Raw genomic sequence first — 20,988 nt, 5'->3', positions numbered from 1 at the left:
CGCGCACTTCTTTCAGTGGATTTACAGGGGGGACTCGACTATCTAGGGTACCAAGTCGGGCTTGCCGGATGGCATGCTGGCAGGGTGACCAGCCCAACAAGTGTAAAAACCCTGCTCATTCTGGGTGCCTCAGGCGATCTGACGGGACGCCTCCTGCTGCCGGGACTGGCCCGGCTGGTGGCGAGCGGCCGCGCCGATGGCCTAACCCTGGTGGGCGCCGGCTCCGATGCCTGGACGCCGGAACAGTGGCGGACCCGGGTCCACGAAGCCTTCGCCCCCGCCGTGGAGGCCGCCGACGCGGCTGGCAAGAAGGCACTCACCGCCTTGGCGGAAGCTACCCCCTACCACCAGCTGGATGTTACGGCGGACGGAGCCCTGGCGGCATTGTTGGCAGGCCTGGAAGGCCCCACCGCGATCTATTTTGCGTTGCCTCCTCATGTCAGCCAGCTGGCCTGCGAGTCCCTGCACCGCGACCAGGTTCCGGCCGGAACACGGCTGGTGATGGAGAAGCCGTTCGGCGCAAGTGTTGCCTCGGCCCGTTCCCTCAATCACACACTCGCCGAGCTGGTGCCGGAGGACCACATTCACCGGGTGGACCACTTCCTGGGCAAGGCGACGGTGCTCAACATCCTGGGCCTGCGCTTTGCGAACAATTTCCTGGAACCCGTCTGGAACCGCGAGCATGTGGAGAAGGTCGAGATCATCTTCGACGAGGACCTGGCACTGGAGGGAAGGGCGCGGTATTACGACAACGCCGGTGCCCTGCGCGACATGATCCAGAGCCACCTGCTGCAGATCATGGCCCTGATGGCCATTGAGCCTCCGGCCACCATCGGGGAGCGGGACCTCCGGGACGCCATCGCCGCCGTGCTGCGCGCCAGCAGCATCAGCGCGCCGTACGCGAACTCCACCCGCCGGGCCATCTATACGGCGGGTTCGATTGCCGGCCGGGACGTCCCGGATTATGCGCAGGAAGAAGGGGTGGACGCAGCCCGCGGGACAGAGACCTTGGCGGAAGTCCGGGTGGACATCGACAACTGGCGCTGGGAGGGGGTGCCGTTCATCCTGCGGTCGGGCAAAGCCCTCGGGGTGAAACGCAAGGAAGCTGTGGTCACGTTCCGCCCCGTCCCGCATCTGCCGGCAGGATTCACCGGCGTGGACTCCCCCAACCAGCTGCGGATCGGGTTCGGGCCGGATACCCTGGCGTTCGACGTCGACGTCAACGGCCCCGGCAGCATCTTCAGCCTGAGCCGTACAACGCTGAATGCGGAGCTCAGCGCTTCTGAGCTGCTGCCCTATGGCGAAGTGCTGGAGGGCGTCCTGACCGGCGATCCGCTGCTCTCGGTGCGCGGCGACACCGCGGAGGACTGCTGGCGGATTCTGGAGCCGGTGCTGAAGGCCTGGCAGCGGGGCACGGTGCCGCTGGAAAAGTACGACGCCGGTTCGGCCGGTCCCGCCGGATGGCCAACTTCCGCGGCGGCTGGCTAAGTGCTCGCTGGCTAAGGCTGGCTGGCTGAGCGGCGGCTCTGTAGGCCCCGACAAACAGAGCGGGCAGGGAGCCTTTTGAGGTTCCCTGCCCGCTCTTTCGTGTGGAACAGTCTGCTTTGCCGATCAATCAGCTTCCGGAACTGCTAGATGGCGGCGACGCCGCGTTCTCCCGTGCGGACCCGGACTGCTTCGAAGACGTCCACGGTCCAGACCTTGCCATCGCCCGCGCGGCCCGTGTTGGAGCTGGCGATGATGACGTCCAGGATGTCATCTGCCTGCTCGTCCGTGGCGAGGACTTCAACCCGGATCTTGGGCAGAAGGTCCACGTTGTATTCAGCTCCGCGGTAAACCTCTGTGTAGCCTCGCTGGCGGCCGTAGCCGCTGGCCGCGCTGACCGTCAGCCCCTGGACGCCGTAGGACTCCAGGCCTTCCCGGATGGCTTCGAGCTTCTCCGGGCGGACGATAGCTGTGATCAGTTTCATGCTTCCACGCTTTCCTTGCCCGCTGCCGGTTCGGTCTTCTTGGCGCCGGCTGCTCCGCCGTCAGTGGCCGTTCCCTTGCCCTTGATCAGTTCGTGGAGCGGCTGGAAGCTCCCGCCGTGGCCGCCCACTCCGAACTCGTACGCCGTCTCGGCGTGCAGGCTGAGGTCAACACCAACGACTTCCTGCTCCTGCGAGACGCGGAAGCCCATGGTCTTGTGGATGGCGAAGGCGATGATTGCGGTGAGGATTGCCGAGTAAGCGATGGCGATGCCTGCTGCTGCGAGCTGGGCCCAAAGCTGGGTCGCGCCGCCGCCGTAGAAGAGGCCGCCGCCCACGCCGTCGGTGGGGAGGGCGATGAAGCCCAGTGCAACCGTTCCAATGATGCCGGAGACCAGGTGAACGCCCACAACATCCAGGGAGTCATCGAAGCCCCAGCGGAACTTGAGGCCGACGGCCAGGGCCGAGGCGACACCGGCGATGACGCCGAGACCGAGTGCGCCCACCGGGCTGACGTTGGCACAGGCCGGGGTGATGGCAACCAGGCCGGCAACCACGCCGGAGGCAGCACCAAGGGAGGTGGGGTGGCCGTCGCGGATGCGTTCGGTGACGAGCCAGCCGAGCATTGCCGCGGCCGGGGCTGCGAGGGTGTTGACCCAGATCAGGCCGCCCTGCTCAGCAGTGGTGGCCGCGCCGCCGTTGAAGCCGAACCAGCCGAACCACAGGATGGCTGCACCGAGCATCACGAACGGGATGTTGTGCGGGCGGTGGTTGGGGTCCTTGCCGAAGCCGCGGCGGTTGCCGATGATCAGGACCAGGACGAGGGCTGCCACACCGGCGTTGATGTGGACCACGGTGCCGCCGGCGAAGTCGATGGCCGGGCCGAGTGCCTGGCCAATGGCGCCTTCAGGGCCGAAGAGGCCGCCGCCCCAGACCATGTAGGCCAGGGGGCAGTAGACGAGCGTGACCCAGACGGGGACGAAGAGGGCCCAGGCGCCGAACTTGGCGCGGTCAGCGATCGCGCCGCTGATGAGTGCCACCGTGATGATGGCGAAGGTGGCGGCGTAGCCGACCTTGATGAGCCCGTCCGGGCTGGTGATGCCTTCAAGGCCGAAGGTGGCGAACGGGTTCCCGACAATCTGCATGTAGCCCTCGCCGGAGCTCATCGAAGCGCCCCAGAGCACCCAGACCACGCCGACCATGCCGATGGAGATGAAGCTCATCATCATCATGTTCAGTGCAGCTTTGGCGCGCGTCATGCCGCCGTAGAAAAATGCCAGACCTGGTGTCATGAACAGCACGAGTGCTGCTGCCACCATGAGCCATACGTGACCTGCGGTAAGTTCCATGGTGCACGTCCTCCCTATGATCGATGCTGCGGAATGCTCCGCCTTACTAACGCCTTTTGCGTCCTGTATCGAGTGTGTCGCTGTCGTGTTTCGCCCGCGGAGGATTTACATTGCCGGATTGTTACAACAACCTCCCGGAAGTAAATGGTGCATATCTGTCTTGTTACGGTTATGTTTCATCACTGCCGCCGGCCACCGGCTGCCTACCTTGCAAGGATCCCCGCCCCATGACGGCAACATCACGCGTGAGCCGCGCCACAACACGGATCTTGTCCGTTATCCGCCCGCAGCGGCCCACGCTTCCGCGCGACATCAAGGTGATGCTCGCTGCGGCGTTCCTGATTGCACTCGGTTTTGGCCTGGTGGCACCGGTCTTGCCCCAGTTCGCCACCACTTTCGACGTCGGGGCAACGGCCGCCGCCGTGATCGTGAGCATCTTCGCCTTTATGCGGCTGGTGTTCGCGCCGGCCGGCGGGGCCCTGATCGGCCGATGGGGTGAGAGGCCTGTATATGTGGCGGGGCTGCTGATTGTGGCGGTATCAACGGCGGCGTGCGCCTTTGCCCAGGACTATTGGCAGCTCCTGATCTTCCGGGGGCTTGGCGGTGTGGGCTCGGTGATGTTCACGGTGGCTTCCATGGCCCTTGTGGTGCGCCTCGCACCCCCGGAAAGCCGGGGTAGGGTATCCGGTGCTTACGCGTCGGCGTTCCTGATCGGCAGCGTCCTGGGCCCGGTGGTGGGCGGGCTGCTCGCCGGATTCGGCTTGCGGGTGCCGTTCCTTTGCTACGCCGCCGCGCTGGTCCTTGCTGCCGCGGTGGTGCAGACCCAGCTCAGCCACGCGCCGTCCGCGGACCGGTCCACAGTGGGCCGCGCCCCGGACATGCGCTTCGCCGAGGCCTGGGGAACTGGTGTGTACCGCTCGGCGCTGATGTCCAGCTTCGCCAACGGCTGGGCCACATTCGGTGTGCGGATGGCCACCGTCCCGCTGTTTGCCGTTGCTGCGCTGGGTGCCGGTCCCGAGGCCGCCGGCCTTGCGCTGGCCGTTTTCGCCGCGGGCAATGCCGCCGCACTGACGTTCTCCGGCCGGCTGGCGGACAGCCTGGGCAGGCGGCCCTTGATGGTCGTGGGGCTCCTGGTCGCCGGGCTCGCCACGGCCGCCATCGGCTTCACGTCCCACCTGGGCTGGTTCCTCGCCGCATCGGTTGTGGCCGGGGTGGGGTCCGGCCTGCTGGGACCTGCCCAGCAGGCCGCCGTCGCGGATGTCATTGGCAATGAGCGGTCCGGCGGGCGGGTCCTGGCGGCCTACCAGATGACCTCGGACGTCGGGGCCATTGCCGGACCGGTCCTGGTGGGCGTCCTGGCGGACCGGCTGGGCTACGGCTGGGCATTCGGCGTCACCGGCGGTGTGCTGGTGCTCGCGGCGGCCTGCTGGCTCCCCATCCGCGAGTCCTCCGCGCTGCCCGGAGTGGACCCGCGAGGCTCTGCCCGGTAGCCGACAGTTCACATGCATTGGTTAGGCTTGACCTTAAGTCACCCAAACGTTGGAGAAACCTGCGCATGCCCAGTTCCGATCCATTGCCCCCTGACCTCCCGGCTTCGAAGAGACGCAGCCGTGACAAGCGCGGCTTCCAGAAGTGGTGGCCATTTGCGCTAATTGCCGTAGTTGTTGTCGCCGCCCTGGTGCTGGCTACGCAACTGTTCCGCCCGGATGCTTTGGCCCAAGTGGTTGAAGAGCCAGTCCCTTCTGCGGCTCCTACAAGCACAGCGGCCCTCCCGCCGGCCCCCGCTGTGAGCTACTACGACCAGGCCGGACCGCCAGCGGGTTCGCCGATGACACCTGTTGAGCCGCTAAGCCTGAAGGTGTCCGGGGATCTGGAAGGAAGCCCTCTGCCCAGGGGAATGACGGGGATCTCACTTGAAGCTACGGATCTCGGCGATGAGGACCTTAGTGCCAGCAATGCCTCGATGGTCAAGCTGCTCAACGAACTCGACCAGCCGGTGTTGCGCTTTGGTGGAAACGCCGTGGACAGAAGATTCTTCTGGACGTCCACCAATGAGCCGCTTCCGGCCAGCTATACAGGCAGTGCAGCGCAGCCTGCCCGCGCGGTGGGACCGGCAGACCTGACGCGTCTCAACACGTTGCTGGAAGCTACGGGTACGAGGGTGAGCCTCACTGTAGATCTTGGCCACTATGACCCGGCGCGAGCGGCGGACATGATGAAGCACGCCACCGCCATCCTGGGAGAGCGGCTGCTGAGCGTCACCGTAGGCAACGAACCCAACGGATTTGTTGATAACGGTGTGCGCAAAGACGGCTACAGCCTTGAGAAGTACCTGACGGAACTCCATGCGTACGCCAAGGCCATCTACGCCGTGGCGCCGAACCTGCCGATCGCAGGGCCGGGCGCCTATGACCAAAAGTGGTGGCAGCCCTTTATCGACGCCGACATTCCGCAAAAGAAGATCCTCACTTTCCACCACTATCCGCTGTACAGCTGCGATGGAGGGGACCCTAAAGGCTCCCCCACAATGTCCAACCTCATGAGCCAACTGATGCACGACCGCGCCGCTGACTATCACCAGGCAGCGCTGAAGGCAGGCACTGCAGCAGGGCTGGAAACGTGGCTGCCCGAGACGGGCATCGCTGCCTGTCCGGGCTCGAACGAAACATCAAAGACGCATGCCTCGGCCCTCTGGACGGTTGATTACGCCCTCAACGCGGCCCAACTGGGGATCACCCAGGTGGGCTTCCACAGTTCCATGCTGACTTGCAAGGGCGGGCCGCCCATGTCAGCAATCTGCAGCGCGGGAAGCTACCCGCAGGGCAACGGCGAGATGTCCGGCCGCGCCAACTTCTTCGGGATTTCCATGCTGGCTGGTCTGGGTGAGGGCAAGTTCCTCAAGGTAGCGAGCAATGGCGGCGGCCTGGCGTTCAGCTACGCACTGAAGAACCCCGACGGCAGCACCACTGTGGTGATCGTCAATGAGAACAACCCCGAAACGGCAGCCCAGATGGATGCAACCATAACGCTTCCAGGGAGGGCCCTGACCGGCACCATGAGCCAGCTCACCGGACCGAGCTATGCAGCCCAGGATGCGACGCTTATCGACGGAACCCGCACGGAGCCGCGGCCCATCGCCGATCGCCTGACTGTGCCTGGCTTCAAGCATGGGGAAAGCACGCAGAAGATCAAGCTCACCGCCGGGACCGTGACTGTGCTGAATTTTACGTACTGACCCACCGTGCTGACGAAATGAGGGGTGAGGTCCCGCTGCTAAAGCCTGCGCTTAGCGGCGGGAACTCACCCCTCGTTGGTGTCGACCCGGTGTAGACCCGGTCCCTAGTTCAGCAGGGCGTCGACAAAGCCCTCAACTTCGAACGGAGCCAGGTCATCGGCGCCTTCGCCAAGACCGATCAGCTTGACCGGCACGCCGAGTGATTTCTGGATGGCCACCACGATGCCACCCTTGGCGGTCCCGTCCAGCTTGGTCAGGACGATGCCGGTGATGTTCACTACCTCGGAGAAAACGCGGGCCTGGTTCAGGCCGTTCTGGCCGGTGGTGGCGTCCAGCACCAGCAGAACCTCATCCACCTCGGCCAGCTTCTCGATGACGCGCTTGACCTTGCCGAGTTCGTCCATGAGGCCGGTCTTGTTCTGCAGGCGGCCCGCCGTGTCAATCATGACAACGTCGACTTCCTGCTCAATGCCCGCCTTGACCGCCTCATAGGCGACGGACGCCGGGTCCGCGCCGTCGACGTCGGACTTCACGGTGGGAACACCCACACGCTGGCCCCACGTGGCCAACTGTTCCGCGGCTGCCGCGCGGAACGTGTCCGCCGCGCCCAGCAGGACGTCCTTGTCCTCGGCAACCAGCACGCGGGCGAGCTTGCCAACGGTGGTGGTCTTGCCCACGCCATTGACGCCTACCACCAGCACGACGGCCGGCTTGTCCGCGTGCCGGTCGGTGCGCAGGGCGCGGTCCATGGTGGGATCCACGAGCTTGATCAGTTCCTCGCGGAGCAGTGCCTTGACCTGCTCAGGGGTCCTGGTGCCGAGCACTTTCACGCGCTCCCGCAGGGCGTCGACCAGCTGCATGGTGGGTTCAGTGCCGAGGTCGGCCAGCAGGAGGGTCTCCTCCACTTCATCCCAAACGTGTTCATCGATCTTGTCGCTGGACAGCAACGCGAGCAGGCTCTTGCCGAGGATGTTGTTCGACCGGACCAGGCGCTCACGCAGGCGGGCCAGGCGGCCGGCGACGGGAAGGGGCGTCTCAACCTGGATGGTTTCCAGGCCCGCCACGTCATCAGGTACATCGGTGACTTCGAGGTCTTCGAGGCCGACGCCGGCGGGAGCGTTGCGCTCGGCCGGAACCACCGGCGCGTCCTCGAGCAGTGTTCCCCCGCCTTGCGGGGTGGCGGGATCATTGGCGTCGCGCGTCCCGGGGTACTGGGTGATGTTCTTCCGCGTCTTCAACAGGACCGGGATCAGCCCGCCAATAACCGCCAGGGCAGCAACAATGGACAGAATAATGGGGAGGATGTCATTCACTCCCCTAGCTTCTCACAAACGTGGCAGGCGTTCGGGGCCGCCACCTGCGCGGACTCTAGACGTCGGCGCCCAGCCGCTGGCTGATGACGGTGGACACACCGTCCCCGCGCATGGTGACGCCGTACAGCGCATCAGCCACTTCCATGGTCCGTTTCTGGTGGGTGATCACGATCAGCTGGCTGGACTCCCGGAGCTCTTCGAAGATGGTGATGAGCCGGCCGAGGTTGGTGTCATCAAGGGCCGCTTCGACCTCGTCCATCACATAGAACGGCGAGGGGCGGGCCTTGAAGATAGCAACCAAAAGGGCGACGGCGGTGAGGGACCGTTCGCCTCCTGACAACAGTGAGAGGCGCTTGATTTTCTTGCCGGCAGGTCGCGCTTCGACTTCGATTCCGGTGGTGAGCATGTCCGAAGGGTCGGTGAGGACCAGCCGGCCTTCGCCGCCGGGAAAGAGGCGTTCAAAGACGTGGACGAACTGGTCCCGGGTGTCCTCAAAGGCCTCGGTGAAGACGCGCTGGACCCGGTCATCCACTTCCTTGATGATGTCCAGCAGGTCCTTACGGCTGGATTTCAGGTCCTCCAACTGGGTGCTGAGGAACTGGTGGCGTTCCTCCAGGGCCGCAAACTCCTCCAGCGCCAGCGGGTTGACCTTGCCCAGGGCTGACAGGTCCCTCTCGGCTTTCCGGAGGCGCTTCTCCTGCTCCTCGCGGACAAAGGGCTTGCCTTCGGGGACCGGTGTGCCGTCGTCGTCCACGGGTGTCCGCAGTGCCGCCCATTTGTCCCCGCTTTCCTCCGCGGGGACGGGCACGGGAACATGCGGGCCGAAGTCCGCCACCAGCACGTCGGGGGTGATCCCGAGTTCCTCGATGGAACGTGTTTCCAGGGCTTCAATCCGTGCCCGCTGCTGGGCGCGGGCCAGTTCGTCCCGGTGAACCGAGTCGGTCAGCTCTGCCAGTTCGCGGGCCAGCGCATCGTTGGTTGTCCGGGTCGCCAGCAGGGCACGGTCCCGCTCTTCCCGGTTCTCTTCGGCGAGGTCGCGTTCACGCCGGGCCAGCTCGACAGAAACGTCGATGAACCGGATTGCCAGCTCCACCGCAGCGGAAACGGCGGCCGCCCGTCTGGCCTGGATCCGACGGCGCCGCGCCCGTTCTGCAGCCTCTTCACGCGCCCGTCGTTCGGTGGCCGCGGCCCGTTCCAGCGAGAGGGCCCGGTTGCGGGTGGCGGTCAGCTGCTCTTCCGTGCTGCGCAGCGACAGCCTCGCGTCCATCTCCGCGGACCTGGCCAGGGATGCGGCCAATGCGAGCGCATCACGGTGTTCGGTGGAGGGTTCCTCTTCGGCCGGCGCCTCCTGCGCCGCAGCCAGCCGCGCCGCAACGGCGGCGAGCGCCTGTTCCTCGGTCACAACATTGGCCTCGGCCCTGGCCAGGGAGGTGGCCAGCCTGTCGCTTTCGCCGACGGCGCTGCGAAGAATGGAGTTCAGGTGGCCGAGCTTTTCGGCCACGGCCGCGAGCCGGGCGTCGGAATCGTGCAGGCGGTCCAGGGCAGCCTCTGCCCTCGTCTGGGCCTCGGCGCGCCGGACCTCGGCGCCGGCCAGGGCGAACCTGTTCCGTTCCAGATCCGCGGTGACAACGGCCAGCCGGGCCTCAGCGTCGTCCACGGCGGCCTGCACCTCAAGCAAGGACGGCGCCTTCGCCGAGCCTCCAGTCACTGTGAGGGCGGTAAACACGTCCCCGGCCCGTGTCACGGCTGTCAGGTCCGGGCGTTCGGCAACCAGCAGCCCCGCACCGTCCAGGTCTTCAACGATTGCCACCCCGGTCAGGAGCGCGGCCACGGCGGGTGCGGTCACGCCCCCGCCGGATGCCAGGTCCACAGCCCAGCGTGCGCCTGCCGGCAAGGGTCCGCCCGGGCCGGAGTTTGCGTCCGGCAGGGGCAAAGCAGACGCCAGCAGCAGGGAGGCACGCCCCGCATCGTCGTCCTTCAGGAGTTGCACCACGACGGCGGCCACGGCTGGATCCCGGACCACTATCGCTTCGGAGGCGTCGCCCAGTGCCGCGGCAATCGCCGTTTCATAACCCGGCTGAATGGTGAGGCCCGGGGCAAGCGTGCCCACAACGCCAGCCAGCCCGGAGTTGAGGGCGTGCGCCGCGCCGTCTTTTCGGTTAAGGCCGAGCTGCAGTGCGTCCCGTCGGGCCACGAGGGCGTCACGTTGGCGGACAGCTTCTCCCCCTGCGGAGGTCAGATCGGCAATCTCCTGGACGACGGCGTCGAGCCCTGCGCTGGCGTCCTCGTAGTCGGCGTCGAGGCTTTCCTCCCCCTCTTCGACCCCCGCCACCTGGGTTTCCAGGGCGGTGAACTCCGACTGGGCCCGGCGGCGGCGTTCCTGTCCGGCGGCGAGTGATTCCCGCAGCCTGCCCAGTTCGGCCTGCGCTGATTCAACCCGCGATCTTGCCGCACCAACTTGTCCGGCAAGTTTCGCCAGGCCCTCGCGCCGGTCCGCTGCGGCCCGCAGGACGGCAGTGAGCCTTTTTTCCTCCGCAGACGCCTCCAGTTCGGCCCCGGTCTTCGCAGCCGTCGCTGAGTCCAGCGCGCTGCGCCGGTCCAGGATGTGGCGCTCCAGCTCCGTCAGCTCGTCCCGGACCCGGACGGCCTGCCGTTCCAGCTGCTCAGGATCCCTGCCCGAGTACGGTTCAGCATCAACGGCACCCAGCAGCCGGCCGCGTTCCTGGGCCAGTGAGCCCAGCGAACGGAGCCGTTCCCTGGAAGCGGAGAGCCGGTACCAGGTATCCCGTGCGGCATTGAGCTTTGGCGTGGCCTCGGCGGCGAGCTGTTCCACAGCTGCCTGCAGGCGGCGCCCCTCCTCCAGCTGCTGCTCCACTACGGCACGGCGGGCCTTCAGCGCCGTTTCGTCAGCCACGTCCTGCTCGAGTGAACTCTGCTGCTGGACGAGGTCGTCGGCCAACAGCCGTGCGCGTGCGTCCCGGACATCGAACTGGACCCGCTGGGCGCGGCGCGCCACATCAGCCTGCTTGCCGAGTGGTGTGAGCTGGCGCCTGATCTCCCCCGTCAGGTCGCTCAGCCGTTGCAGGTTCGCCTGCATGGCCTCAAGCTTGCGGACCGTTTTTTCCTTGCGGCGGCGGTGCTTGAGGATCCCGGCCGCTTCCTCGATGAAGCCGCGGCGGTCCTCCGGAGTGGCGTGCAGGACCTTGTCCAGCTGCCCCTGGCCCACGATGACATGCATTTCCCGGCCCATCCCGGAATCCGAGAGCAGTTCCTGGATGTCGAGCAGACGGCAGCTGGCGCCGTTAATGGCGTATTCAGAGCCCCCGGTACGGAAGAGGGTCCGCGAGATGGTGACCTCGCTGTATTCGATGGGCAGCGCCCCGTCAGCGTTGTCGATGGTCAGGGACACATGGGCCCGGCCCAGCGGCGGCCGCCCGGAAGTCCCGGCAAAAATGACGTCCTCCATTTTGCCGCCGCGGAGCGTTTTGGCTCCCTGCTCCCCCATCACCCAGGAGAGGGCGTCCACCACGTTGGACTTGCCGGAACCGTTCGGCCCCACCACTGCCGTGACTCCGGGCTCAAAATCGAAGGTCGTGGCCGACGCAAACGACTTGAACCCACGGACGGTAAGGCTTTTGAGGTGCAAGGTGTTTCTGGTCTCCTGAATGGCTGAAGCGGCTGCTTTGCTGCCCCAAATCTACTGCGTCCCTGCGGGTTTCCACGGATTTCCGGGTGTCTGTCCCTGCACCGGGCAGCGCCCGATCATGGCCGGCAGGGCGGCGGCGGCCTACCAGCGGCCGTTGCGCGGGCGCGGCTGACAGACCGGGCAGGTGTAGGACGAGCGGTTCATGAACAGCTCACGGCGGAGTAAGGAGTTAATCCCGACGGCGGCACAACGGCTGCAGGGTTTCCCTTCCCGCCCGTAGGCGTTCAGGGAGCGGTCGAAGTAACCAGAGGCCCCGTTGACGTTGACGTACAACGAATCAAAGCTGGTACCGCCGGCGGCAAGTGCGTCCAGCATGACTTCGCGCGCGCTGGTGATGAGCCGTTCCGCGTCGCCGCGTCGCAGCGTATCGGTGGGCCTGGCGTAATGCAGTTTTGCCCGCCACAGGGACTCGTCGGCATAGATGTTGCCGATGCCTGATACGAGACCTTGGTCCAACAGGGCGCGTTTGAGGCCTGTCTTGCGCTTCCGCAGCCGGCTGTAGAAAAGGTCAAAGGAAAACGCCGGATCCAGGGGATCCCGGGCGATGTGGGAGGCTTCCTCGGCTATGAACGCAACGGGAGATTCCGCCTGGCCGCCCGGGCCGCCGTCGTCCGTGGGAACCATGCCGGTGACGAACAGCCCGCCGAAAATCCGCTGATCCACAAACCGGAGCTGTTCAGGCATACCGGCCACGGGACTCAGGCGCAGCCTGACCTTGAGGTGTTTCTCGTCGGGCATGTCCGCGTCCTGCATCAGGAGCTGGCCGCTCATCCCGAGGTGGGCCATCAGTGCGACGGTGGGCGTGTCGGTGGCGCCGGGTGTCTCCCTCAGCGGCATCCAGAGGAATTTTCCGCGGCGCACCACGTCCACAACCGTGGCACCCTGGAGGTTGCCTCTGAAATCCTCGGCGCCCAGGGCATGGCGGCGGAGGGAGCGCGGGTCCAGCACGTCCACCGATGTGATGGTCCGGCCGCGGACCCAGCTCACCAGTCCGCGGCGGACTACTTCGACTTCAGGCAGTTCGGGCACGGCTCAGCCTAGACGCTGCGGGAGGACTCTGGTGATGTGCCCTCCGCCGCTGAGGCCACGGCGACTCCCGCGCTTGGGGAGAGCTGCCGCCAGGCGTCCGCGGCAGCTTCCTGCTCCGCTTCCTTCTTCGAATGGCCCGACCCATTGCCGTAGGGCTTGCCGCCGATATTCAGGACAGCCGTGAAAGTACGGGCGTGGTCCGGCCCGGCCCCCTCAACGGCGTAGTAGATCGTGCCCATCTGCCGGCTGGCTGCCAGTTCCTGGATGCTGGTCTTCCAGTCCGTGCCGGCGCCGAGTGCGCCCGCATCCCTCAGGAGCGGCCCAATCAGGCGCATGACCAGCTGGCGGGCAGTCTCAATGTCGTTGGACACGTAAGTGGCACCAATGAGTGCCTCCATGGTGTCCGCCAGGATGGAGGCCTTGTTCTTGCCCTCGGTGAGCTTTTCGCCCTGCCCAAGGTAGATATAGTCCCCGATGCCCAGGCTGCGGCCGATGCCGGCGAGGGCGCGCGTGCTGACAACCGCAGAGCGGCGTTTGGCGAGGTCGCCTTCGGGCAGTGTGGGGTTGTCCCGGTACAAGGCATCGGTCACGGAGAAGCCCAGGATGGAGTCGCCCAGGAATTCGAGCCGCTCGTTGGTGGGGATGCCGCCGTTTTCGTAGGCGTAGGAACGGTGTGTGAGAGCAAGACGAAGCGTCCCGGCGTCAATGGAGACACCGAGACGCTTCAGAAGCTCTTCAGTTGAAGACATCATGTCAGCCAAAGCGGCCGATTAGACGTCTGCGACCTTGCGGCCCTTGTACTCAAGGAACAGCGCGGTGCCAGCCGAGTCGGTAACGACCTTTGCCTGGTGCGGCAGGCTGTAGGTAACCTGGCCGTTTTCGACAGTCTTCACCAAGTGGGGGGCAGTTGCCTTCCACTGGGAGCGGCGGGCGCGGGTATTCGAGCGAGACATTTTCCGCTTCGGGACAGCCACGGCTAACTCATTTCTCTCTAGACAAACACGTACAAATCAGTTTTGCCGGTCAGGCTTAGCCAAGTCGGCTAGGGCAGCCCAGCGAGGATCTACGATCTCGTGGTGATGCCCCGGCTCGTCTTCCAGGCGGACTCCACATTCGGAGCAAAGGCCCTGGCAGTCTTCCCGGCACACCGGCTGGAACGGCAGCATGGTTACAACTGCGTCCCGCAACACCGGCTCAAGATCGATAACATCGCGCTCGACTCGATATTGCTCTTCTTCTTCTTCTTCGTCCGAAAGCACAACGCCCTCGTAGAAGAAAAGTTCTTGCACATTGACCTCAAGGTCATACGCAAGGGGATCCAGGCATCTGCCGCATTCGCCTTTTACTTCGGCGACTGCGGTTCCTGATACCAGGATTCCTTCGTGTACGGCCTCAAGCCTCAGATCCAGCTCGATGTCCGAGCCTTCCTGAACGCCAATGAGTGCCACACCAAGATCACTTGGTGCGGGTACATGTTCCTTCAGTGTCCGCATGCTGCCCGGGCTGCGCCCGAGATCCTTGACGTCGAACGCCAAGGGCGAACTAGCATCTCGTTTAATGAGAACTCCTGTTGAACATATGACCGACGTACCATCTTAGCCTGAAGAACCGCAGGGACTCAAACCAGGCGACGGACGGCCGTCGAAGTACCGGACTAGCCTACCCTCTTGCCGGCTGATCGGGCGCAGACCCGCCCGCGAGCAACCTTTTATGTACCGACCGGGGCACATAGTCGGACACGCTGCCACCCAGACCGGCCACCTCTTTGATCAGGGTGGATGACAAATGCAGGTAGTGCGCCTCCGCCGGCAGGAACACCGTTTCCACGCCGCTGAGCTGGCGGTTCATCGTGGCCATCGGAAGTTCGTAGTCGAAGTCTGAGGATGAGCGGAGACCTTTGACGATCGCGGAGACACCGCGCTGGCGGCAGTACTCGGCCAGGAGACCGTCGCCCACCGGTTCCACCACAATGCCTTTGAGGGATGCCAGGGTTTCGCGCGCCATATCCAGACGGTCCCCCAGGCTGAACATGTACTTCTTCGCATAGTTGGTCGAAACCGCCACGATCACCTCATCGAAGAGGCCGGCGGCACGGGCGATGACCTCGAGATGGCCGTTGTGAATGGGGTCAAAGGATCCGGGGCAGACAGCGCGTCTCATGCACCGAACCTACCGCATGGGACGGCCGGGATACCATGACTGGATGCATCCACCACGGGACCTTTCCATGCCCACCGTGCCTGCCCCGTGGCAGCGCACCGCCTCAGGCGCCAATCTGCTGGGACCTGCCGGCCAACTGGGCGTCACCATCTTCGAAGAGATGACCACGCTGGCGGCGCAGACCGGCGCCATCAACCTCGGGCAGGGCTTTCCTGACGAGGACGGACCGCGGGAAATCAAGGCGGCAGCGATGGCCGCCATCGAAGCCGGGGCCAACCAGTACGCGCCCGGCAAGGGCATCCTGGAACTGCGTGAGGCCGTGTCTGCCCACCAGGAGCGGTTCTACGGGCTGGCTCCGGACCCGCACACAGAGGTCATCATCACTACCGGCGCCACAGAGGGGATCGCCGCAGCGTTGCTGGCGTTCGTCGGCCCTGGCGATGAGGTGCTGACGTTCGAACCGTTTTATGACTCGTACGGCGCCGTCATCGGCCTGTCCGGCGCCACTCACGTCACCGCCCCGCTGCTGGCTCCCGACTTTTACCCGGACATGACGGCCATGGAGGCGGCCTTCACCGACCGCACAAGAGTGGTGCTGTTGAACAACCCGCACAATCCCACCGGTGCCGTCTTCCCCCGCCATGTTCTGCAGCGCGTCGTTGAGCTTGCCGCAAAGCATGACTGCCTCATCATCACCGACGAGGTGTACGAGCACCTCACCTTCGGCGCCAGGCACATTCCTGTCGCCACCCTGCCGGGTGCAGCTGAGCGGACCATCACCATCTCGTCCGCCGGAAAGACCTTCTCCTTTACTGGCTGGAAGATCGGTTGGCTGACCGGCCCGGACCATCTGGTGGCGGCTGTCCGGACGGTCAAGCAGTTCCTGACTTACAGCTCCGGTACACCGTTCCAGGCCGCCATTGCGACCGGCCTCGCACTGCCGGATGAGTTTTACGAGGGCGTTGCGGCCACTCTCCAGAAGAAACGGGACATCCTCAGCGAAGGCCTTCGCGCCGCAGGATTCGACGTTTACACGCCGCAGGGCACCTATTTCGTCAATGTGGACACCGCACCCCTTGGCATTGGCGACGCCGTGGACCTGGCCCGCAGGCTGCCCGGACTGGTGGGAGTGGCCGCGATCCCCGTCCCCGTGTTCTGCCACCCGGAGGGCGCGGAACGGACACGGAGCCTGCTCAGATTCGCGTTCTGCAAGAAAGCGGAGCTCCTCGAGGAGGCCGCCGCCAGGCTGGCGACCCTCAGCGGAAAGCTCTGATGGCGGATCCCGGCGGCACACGTTCCACGCGGTTCCTGCGGACCACGGGACAGCACGCCTCCATTGAGCCCGATGCTTTCACCGATGGCGGCTACGTCCTGAGCATCGGCGGGGCCGAGCAGTCCCACGTTAACCTGGCGCATCCTGAGGAAATCTTCTACGAGTACCTGCGACGGATCGGCCATCTGGTGGATCTCGCCGCTCCCGAAGGCCGGCCAATCACCGCGCTCCATCTTGGGGCCGGAGCCCTGACCCTTGCGCGCTACATCCAGGCGACGAGGCCCGGATCCGTCCAGTATGCGGTGGAGCTGGAACGCGAGCTCCTCGACTTTGTCCTGCAGCAACTCCCCCTGCCTGACGGTACCGACCTGCACACCGTCATCGGCGATGCCCGCGACGCCCTGGCGGACCTGGACCCGGAACTTCAGTTCGACGTCGTGATCCTGGACATCTTCTCCGGACCGGAAGCCCCGGCCCATATCGCCTGCCAGGAGTTCTACCAGGAGGCCCGTGCACGCCTTGCACCGGAAGGCGTGCTGATCGTCAACGTGGGTGATGAACCCGGACTGACCCTGGTGCGAAGCCAGGCCACCGCCATGCGGCGCGCCATGACCGACGTGGCAGCCTTCGCCGAAACCGGGATGTTCGCGGGCCGCTACCCCGGCAATATCATCCTCGCCGGAACGCAGACTCCGTGGCCCGCAGCCTGGACAGCCGAACTGACGGCACGAGGCCCCCACCCCGCGAAGGTTCTGGCCGGCGTGGACCTGGATAAGCTGGCCGGCTGAGCCGCAGACTCCCCGCGTCCCAGGCGTCCCAGTCGTCCCGGGCCAGGCCCTAAGCCTGCTTCGGCGGCTGCTCCTCAATAACAACGTCCGGCGTGATGGCGTCCGGCACAAATGGCTCGGCGAACCAGAGCCGCGTTTCGCCGTACTTCTTCTCGGCAAACCGTTCCAGGCCGGCGGGCCAGAACGGCTCCGGTGAACGCGAGGACCGCTCCACCACTACCACGGCCGCCGGAGCCAGATGATCGGCGAGTTTGCCCAGCACCGCCGACAGGGCAGGGTCATCCAGCGGATAGGGCGGGTCCAGGAACACCAGGTCCCAGCTGGCCGTCTCCGCCGTGCGCTCCAGGAAGGACTCCACCTTGGACCGGTGGACCGTCACTGCCTTGCGGCCCAGTACGCCGTTGATCAGGTCCGCGTTGCGTTGGCACACGGAACTGGCCTTGGCATCGAATTCCACGAGGTCGACGGCCTCAGCGCCCCGGCTGCCGCTCTCCACGCCCAACGATCCGGACCCTGCGTACAGGTCCAGGACCCGGGCGCCGGCAATGATCCCGAATGCGTCGAGCCGGGAGAACAGTGCTTCCTTCACGCGGTCGGTAGTGGGCCTGGTCAGGGAGCCGGGGACGCTGACCAGGGGGGTCCCGCCTGCGGCGCCCGCGATGATGCGGCTCATGGCCGCCTCCTATCCGCGCTCAAGGAACGCCTCCTTCTCGGGGTTCAAGTACTCGTCAATGGCCTCCGCCAACCGCGGATGCCGCGCCAAGGCCGGATCCGAGCCCACAATTTCCTGGGCGTCCTGGCGCGCCTGCGCAATGATGTCCTCGTGTTCCAGCACACGCAGCAGTTTCAGGGTGGAGCGGCCGCCGGACTGCGAAGCGCCCAGGATGTCGCCCTCGCGGCGCAGCTTCAAGTCCTCCTGCGACAGTTCGAAGCCGTCCGTGGTTGCCGCCACGGCATCGAGCCGGCGCCGGCTCGGGTGCCCGCGTTCGAGGTTGGTGACCAGCAGGCACGTTCCGGGAAGCCCGCCACGGCCCACCCTGCCGCGCAGCTGGTGCAGCTGGGAAATGCCGAAGCGGTCGGCGTCGAGGATCACCATCAAGGTGGCGTTATGGACGTCAACGCCGACTTCGATGACTGTGGTGGAGACCAGGAGCTTGGTCCGGTTGGCGGTGAAGTCGGCCATCGCGGCGGATTTCACCGCGGTGTCCAAACGGCCGTGCATCGGCCCAAGGGGCACACCGGCCAGGGCCGGCACCTGCTGGAGATGTTCGACGACGGCGGTCACGGACGCGAGCTCCCGCGCAGCGCCGTCGCCTGCCAGGTCAGCCGCGGAAGGTTCCGCTTCCCCCGGGCTGAAGTCGCCGTCGTCGTCTGTTCCGATCCTGGGGCACACCACGTACACCTGGTGCCCGGCGTCGATCTCCTCACGGGAACGGGACCAGATGCGGTCTGCCCAGCCGGGGTTCTCGGCGAGGCCCACCACATGCGTGGAAATCGGCGCCCGGCCTGCGGGCAGTTCGTCCAGGATGGAGGTTTCGAGGTCGCCGAAGACCGTCATGGCAACGGTACGCGGAATGGGCGTGGCCGTCATGACCAGCAGGTGCGGCGGTTTGTTGGCCTTTGACCTGAGGACGTCCCGCTGCTCCACACCGAACCGGTGCTGCTCGTCCACCACGATCAGGCCAAGGTCGTAGAACGCGACGTTGTCGCTGAGCAGGGCGTGCGTGCCGATCACGATCCCGGCCGTGCCGGATGCGGCGTCCAGCATGGCCCGTTTCCGGGCGGCGGTGGGCATGGAACCGGTGAGGAGAGTGACCTGAACGGCCCCTTCGGCCAGGCTGCCCAGCAGCCCGTCCGGGGACAGTATGGGGTCGCGGGACAGGGAGCCCAGGGTCCGCCGGATGGAATCGAAGTGCTGGGCGGCGAGGACCTCGGTGGGCGCCAGGAGGGCGGCCTGCCCGCCGGCATCCACCACCTGCAGCATGGCCCGCAGCGCGACGATGGTTTTGCCCGAGCCGACCTCACCCTGCAGCAGCCGGTTCATGGGGCTGTCCTGCGCCAGCTCCGTGGCCAGTGTTTTCCCGACGGCGGCCTGGCCGCCGGTGAGCGTAAAGGGCAACTGCCTGTCGAACGCGGCCAGCAGCCCGTCGGAGGCCGGGCGCCGTGCCGTGGCTTCCTCGGCCGCAAGCTGGGCACGGCGCCGCGCCAAGGCCGCCTGCAGGACCAGGGCCTCCTGGTAGCGCAATCGCTCCTGGGCCTTCATCCAGTCAGCCTGCGATTCCGGCCTATGGATGAGCCGGTAGGCCTCGGCCACGGGAAGGAATTTCTCCCTACGGGCCACCGCCTCCGGCAGCGGATCCGGCAGGGCCTCCAGATCCACGGTTTCCAGGAGCGTGGCGATGACTTTCTGGATCGACCAGCTGGTGAGCTTTGCGGTGGCCGGGTAGACCGGGATGGGCATGGCGGCGAGCTTTTCGGGGTCCATGGCCGGCATGTCCGGGTCCTCGTCGAGGAGGTGGAAGTCCGGGTTGGTCAGGCCCAGGGACGCTCCGTAGCGCGTCACCTTGCCGGAGAACATCACGCGCCGGCCCGGCAGGAGCTGCGCCTGTGCCCGGTGTCCGCTGAAAAAGGTGATCTTGAGAGTCCCGTGCCCGCTGCCGGGGCCCACCGCGGAAAGGCGCGGACGGCCGTGGGAGGCGGCGTCGTCGGTGATCACAACGTCCGTGATGGAACCACGCCGCGTATGCATCTTGCGCGTGCTGTTGGAGAGCACCCGTGCAAAAAGCGTGACCTCTTCATCCAGCGGCAACTCGCTGATGGGCGTCAGTTCGCCGCGGTTCAGGTAGCGGCGCGGGAAGTAGTTCAGGAGGCCGCCGACTGTGGCGATGCCCAGGTGCTTCTCAATGGCCGACGCTGACCGCTTTCCGATCAGGCGTTCCAGGCCCAGGCCCAGTTCAGCGCTCATGCCCACTGGAGTTCACCGGAGCTGGTTCGGGTTCGCGGGCCAGGGCGAGTTCGCTGACCGAAATGTCGCTGGGCTCGCCGAGGGAACGGATCAGGGCGACCGCGGGTGCGGCGTCGGGTACGTGGACATGGACGCGCCACCGGTAGCTGCCCTCAGCATCGGCCATACTGTCCACCTGGCTCATGATGACGGACTCGCCGACCTCGTCGAGCCGCTGGCGCAGCGTGGCCGCGCTGAGCGGCGAAAGGCTGATGGTGCACATGACCTCAACGCCGTCGTCAGCCGGCATATCGGCGTGGATGTGGGGGTCCTGGACGTCGAAGCCATGCAGCCCGTCGAGGAGTTCGCCCTGCAGTTCTTCGCCCAGGACGGCGGAGCGGAGGCAGTCAAGGATGAGCAGCATGCCAACACCCCCGGCATCGACCACATGCGCGGCTTCAAGGGCCGCCAACTGGCTCTCCGTGCTGACTACTGCCCTGAGCGCCCCGTTGACGGCAGCGTCGAGGGCTTTGCCCAGGGCCTGGTTGCTGTCGTCGCCGTTGTGGCCGGCGTCCACTGCCGCGGCGGCTCGTGCGGCGGCTTCCATGACCGAAAGCATGGTGCCTGGCACGGGGTCGCTCAACGCGGACCAGGCCCGGATCTGGGCACGGTTCAGCGCGGCGGCCAGGAGGGTTGACGTCAGGCGGGTGTGACCGGCCAGGGGTTCAGCCGCGGCGCAGAGAAAGACTGAGAAGAGGGTTCCGGAATTGCCGCGGGCCTGCTCCATGGCGGCCCTTCCGGCCCGCGCCAGCACCGCTCCGACATCCGCGTGGCCGGCGTCAGCCGGGACTGCCGCGCCTCGGCCCGCCGGGCCGCTGTGCAGGGCACGGGCGGCCGCCCGAACGGTGAGGTAAAGGTTGGTGCCGGTATCACCGTCCGCCACGGGGAAGATGTTGATGGCATTGAGGCGGTCGCTGTGGTTGGCAATGGCGGTTTCAGCCTTGTCCAACCACCGCTTCATCGCTTGCGCGTTGGCGGCAACCTTAGTCTGCAAAGTGATCCCATCCCCCGGTGCCAACGGTGTGGCCCGCAATTGTGACGCCCGGAAGTGTGGCGCTTCCCAAGGCTTGTACTGAGCCTATCGCAGTGAATCCGGCAGGCAGCTGAACGCCGGCCGGGAATGTGGCCAGCAGCCCGTGGTCCTCTCCCCCGCCCAGCACCCAG

17 protein-coding genes and 1 pseudogene are annotated in these 20,988 nt (G+C 66.0%); 5 read left to right on the top strand and 13 right to left on the bottom strand.

What is annotated here, in order from left to right; all coding sequences use genetic code 11:
* Positions 1–84 precede the first annotated feature (84 nt).
* Positions 85–1,488 carry a glucose-6-phosphate dehydrogenase gene (locus V6M49_RS15460; RefSeq protein WP_332761863.1) on the top strand — a complete coding sequence of 468 codons (1,404 nt, stop codon included), beginning with the start codon at positions 85–87 and terminating at the stop codon, positions 1,486–1,488.
* Positions 1,489–1,631: 143 nt separating this feature from the next.
* Here the strand turns inward: V6M49_RS15460 and V6M49_RS15455 are convergent, their stop codons facing one another.
* Positions 1,632–1,970, bottom strand: coding sequence for a P-II family nitrogen regulator (locus V6M49_RS15455; RefSeq protein WP_056349123.1), 339 nt, complete (start codon positions 1,968–1,970; stop codon positions 1,632–1,634).
* The gene (locus tag V6M49_RS15450; protein ID WP_332761860.1) at positions 1,967–3,316 is read right to left on the bottom strand and encodes an ammonium transporter; all 1,350 of its coding nucleotides are present in this window, start codon (positions 3,314–3,316) and stop codon (positions 1,967–1,969) included. The genes V6M49_RS15455 and V6M49_RS15450 overlap by 4 nt, the downstream gene beginning before the upstream one ends.
* Before the next feature lie 227 nt (positions 3,317–3,543).
* Here V6M49_RS15450 and V6M49_RS15445 point away from each other — a divergent pair, with 227 nt between their 5' ends.
* Both V6M49_RS15445 and V6M49_RS15440 read left to right on the top strand, forming a co-directional pair.
* Complete coding sequence (locus V6M49_RS15445) at positions 3,544–4,806, top strand: MFS transporter (protein WP_332761858.1); 1,263 nt, start codon at positions 3,544–3,546, stop codon at positions 4,804–4,806.
* Between the two features lie 407 nt (positions 4,807–5,213).
* The gene (locus V6M49_RS15440; RefSeq protein WP_332761856.1) at positions 5,214–6,551 is read left to right on the top strand and encodes a hypothetical protein; all 1,338 of its coding nucleotides are present in this window, start codon (positions 5,214–5,216) and stop codon (positions 6,549–6,551) included.
* Between the two features lie 104 nt (positions 6,552–6,655).
* Here V6M49_RS15440 and ftsY read toward each other — a convergent pair whose 3' ends face one another.
* The 7 genes from ftsY to coaD form a co-directional block, all read right to left on the bottom strand.
* Positions 6,656–7,864 (bottom strand): signal recognition particle-docking protein FtsY, encoded by a 1,209-nt coding sequence (gene ftsY, locus V6M49_RS15435; RefSeq protein WP_332761854.1) that lies wholly within the window; start codon positions 7,862–7,864, stop codon positions 6,656–6,658.
* A gap of 55 nt (positions 7,865–7,919) precedes the next feature.
* Positions 7,920–11,510 carry a chromosome segregation protein SMC gene (gene smc / locus V6M49_RS15430; protein WP_332761853.1) on the bottom strand — a complete coding sequence of 1,197 codons (3,591 nt, stop codon included), beginning with the start codon at positions 11,508–11,510 and terminating at the stop codon, positions 7,920–7,922.
* Positions 11,511–11,651: 141 nt separating this feature from the next.
* Entirely contained in the window at positions 11,652–12,599 is a 948-nt protein-coding gene (mutM, locus tag V6M49_RS15425) for a bifunctional DNA-formamidopyrimidine glycosylase/DNA-(apurinic or apyrimidinic site) lyase (RefSeq protein ID WP_332761852.1), read from the bottom strand.
* A gap of 8 nt (positions 12,600–12,607) precedes the next feature.
* The gene (gene rnc, locus V6M49_RS15420; protein ID WP_332761850.1) at positions 12,608–13,348 is read right to left on the bottom strand and encodes a ribonuclease III; all 741 of its coding nucleotides are present in this window, start codon (positions 13,346–13,348) and stop codon (positions 12,608–12,610) included.
* 21 nt (positions 13,349–13,369) lie between these two features.
* Positions 13,370–13,573, bottom strand: coding sequence for a 50S ribosomal protein L32 (gene rpmF / locus V6M49_RS15415; RefSeq protein WP_009356569.1), 204 nt, complete (start codon positions 13,571–13,573; stop codon positions 13,370–13,372).
* 36 nt (positions 13,574–13,609) lie between these two features.
* Positions 13,610–14,134: a YceD family protein gene (locus tag V6M49_RS15410; protein ID WP_141140890.1), complete on the bottom strand. Its 525-nt coding sequence runs from the start codon at positions 14,132–14,134 to the stop codon at positions 13,610–13,612.
* A 124-nt stretch (positions 14,135–14,258) separates the two neighbouring features.
* The gene (coaD, locus tag V6M49_RS15405; RefSeq protein ID WP_141140891.1) at positions 14,259–14,759 is read right to left on the bottom strand and encodes a pantetheine-phosphate adenylyltransferase; all 501 of its coding nucleotides are present in this window, start codon (positions 14,757–14,759) and stop codon (positions 14,259–14,261) included.
* A gap of 43 nt (positions 14,760–14,802) precedes the next feature.
* On the opposite strand from coaD, the gene V6M49_RS15400 reads away from it, so the two are divergent.
* Both V6M49_RS15400 and V6M49_RS15395 read left to right on the top strand, forming a co-directional pair.
* Positions 14,803–16,032: an aminotransferase class I/II-fold pyridoxal phosphate-dependent enzyme gene (locus V6M49_RS15400; protein ID WP_246848550.1), complete on the top strand. Its 1,230-nt coding sequence runs from the start codon at positions 14,803–14,805 to the stop codon at positions 16,030–16,032.
* Complete coding sequence (locus V6M49_RS15395; protein WP_332761847.1) at positions 16,032–16,820, top strand: spermidine synthase; 789 nt, start codon at positions 16,032–16,034, stop codon at positions 16,818–16,820. The genes V6M49_RS15400 and V6M49_RS15395 overlap by 1 nt, the downstream gene beginning before the upstream one ends.
* 49 nt (positions 16,821–16,869) lie before the next feature.
* Here the strand turns inward: V6M49_RS15395 and rsmD are convergent, their stop codons facing one another.
* The 4 genes and pseudogenes from rsmD to V6M49_RS15375 form a co-directional block, all read right to left on the bottom strand.
* Positions 16,870–17,493: a 16S rRNA (guanine(966)-N(2))-methyltransferase RsmD gene (gene rsmD / locus V6M49_RS15390; RefSeq protein WP_332761846.1), complete on the bottom strand. Its 624-nt coding sequence runs from the start codon at positions 17,491–17,493 to the stop codon at positions 16,870–16,872.
* Between the two features lie 9 nt (positions 17,494–17,502).
* Positions 17,503–19,785: an ATP-dependent DNA helicase RecG gene (locus V6M49_RS15385; protein ID WP_332761845.1), complete on the bottom strand. Its 2,283-nt coding sequence runs from the start codon at positions 19,783–19,785 to the stop codon at positions 17,503–17,505.
* On the bottom strand, positions 19,775–20,785 hold the full coding sequence (locus V6M49_RS15380) for a DAK2 domain-containing protein (protein ID WP_332761844.1): 1,011 nt from the start codon (positions 20,783–20,785) through the stop codon (positions 19,775–19,777). Before V6M49_RS15380 ends, V6M49_RS15385 begins: the two co-directional genes overlap by 11 nt.
* A 22-nt stretch (positions 20,786–20,807) precedes the next feature.
* Positions 20,808–20,988: pseudogene (locus V6M49_RS15375) on the bottom strand (thiamine-phosphate kinase); the annotation flags it as partial.

It is taken from the genome of Pseudarthrobacter sp., assembly GCF_036675385.1.
Lineage (GTDB): Bacteria > Actinomycetota > Actinomycetes > Actinomycetales > Micrococcaceae > Arthrobacter.
This window is presented reverse-complemented; position numbering and strand designations above follow the sequence as displayed.

Excerpts from the sequence above, each read along its gene's own strand:
- coaD (WP_141140891.1), bottom strand. The coding sequence starts at position 14,759 with ATGAGACGCGCTGTCTGCCCCGGATCCTTTGACCCCATTCACAACGGC.
- V6M49_RS15455 (WP_056349123.1), bottom strand. The coding sequence starts at position 1,970 with ATGAAACTGATCACAGCTATCGTCCGCCCGGAGAAGCTCGAAGCCATC.
- rsmD (WP_332761846.1), bottom strand. The coding sequence starts at position 17,493 with ATGAGCCGCATCATCGCGGGCGCCGCAGGCGGGACCCCCCTGGTCAGC.
- V6M49_RS15380 (WP_332761844.1), bottom strand. The coding sequence starts at position 20,785 with ATGAAGCGGTGGTTGGACAAGGCTGAAACCGCCATTGCCAACCACAGC.
- V6M49_RS15445 (WP_332761858.1), top strand. The coding sequence starts at position 3,544 with ATGACGGCAACATCACGCGTGAGCCGCGCCACAACACGGATCTTGTCC.
- V6M49_RS15440 (WP_332761856.1), top strand. The coding sequence starts at position 5,214 with ATGACGGGGATCTCACTTGAAGCTACGGATCTCGGCGATGAGGACCTT.
- V6M49_RS15450 (WP_332761860.1), bottom strand. The coding sequence starts at position 3,316 with ATGGAACTTACCGCAGGTCACGTATGGCTCATGGTGGCAGCAGCACTC.
- V6M49_RS15385 (WP_332761845.1), bottom strand. The coding sequence starts at position 19,785 with ATGAGCGCTGAACTGGGCCTGGGCCTGGAACGCCTGATCGGAAAGCGG.
- V6M49_RS15400 (WP_246848550.1), top strand. The coding sequence starts at position 14,803 with ATGCATCCACCACGGGACCTTTCCATGCCCACCGTGCCTGCCCCGTGG.
- rnc (WP_332761850.1), bottom strand. The coding sequence starts at position 13,348 with ATGTCTTCAACTGAAGAGCTTCTGAAGCGTCTCGGTGTCTCCATTGAC.
- V6M49_RS15395 (WP_332761847.1), top strand. The coding sequence starts at position 16,032 with ATGGCGGATCCCGGCGGCACACGTTCCACGCGGTTCCTGCGGACCACG.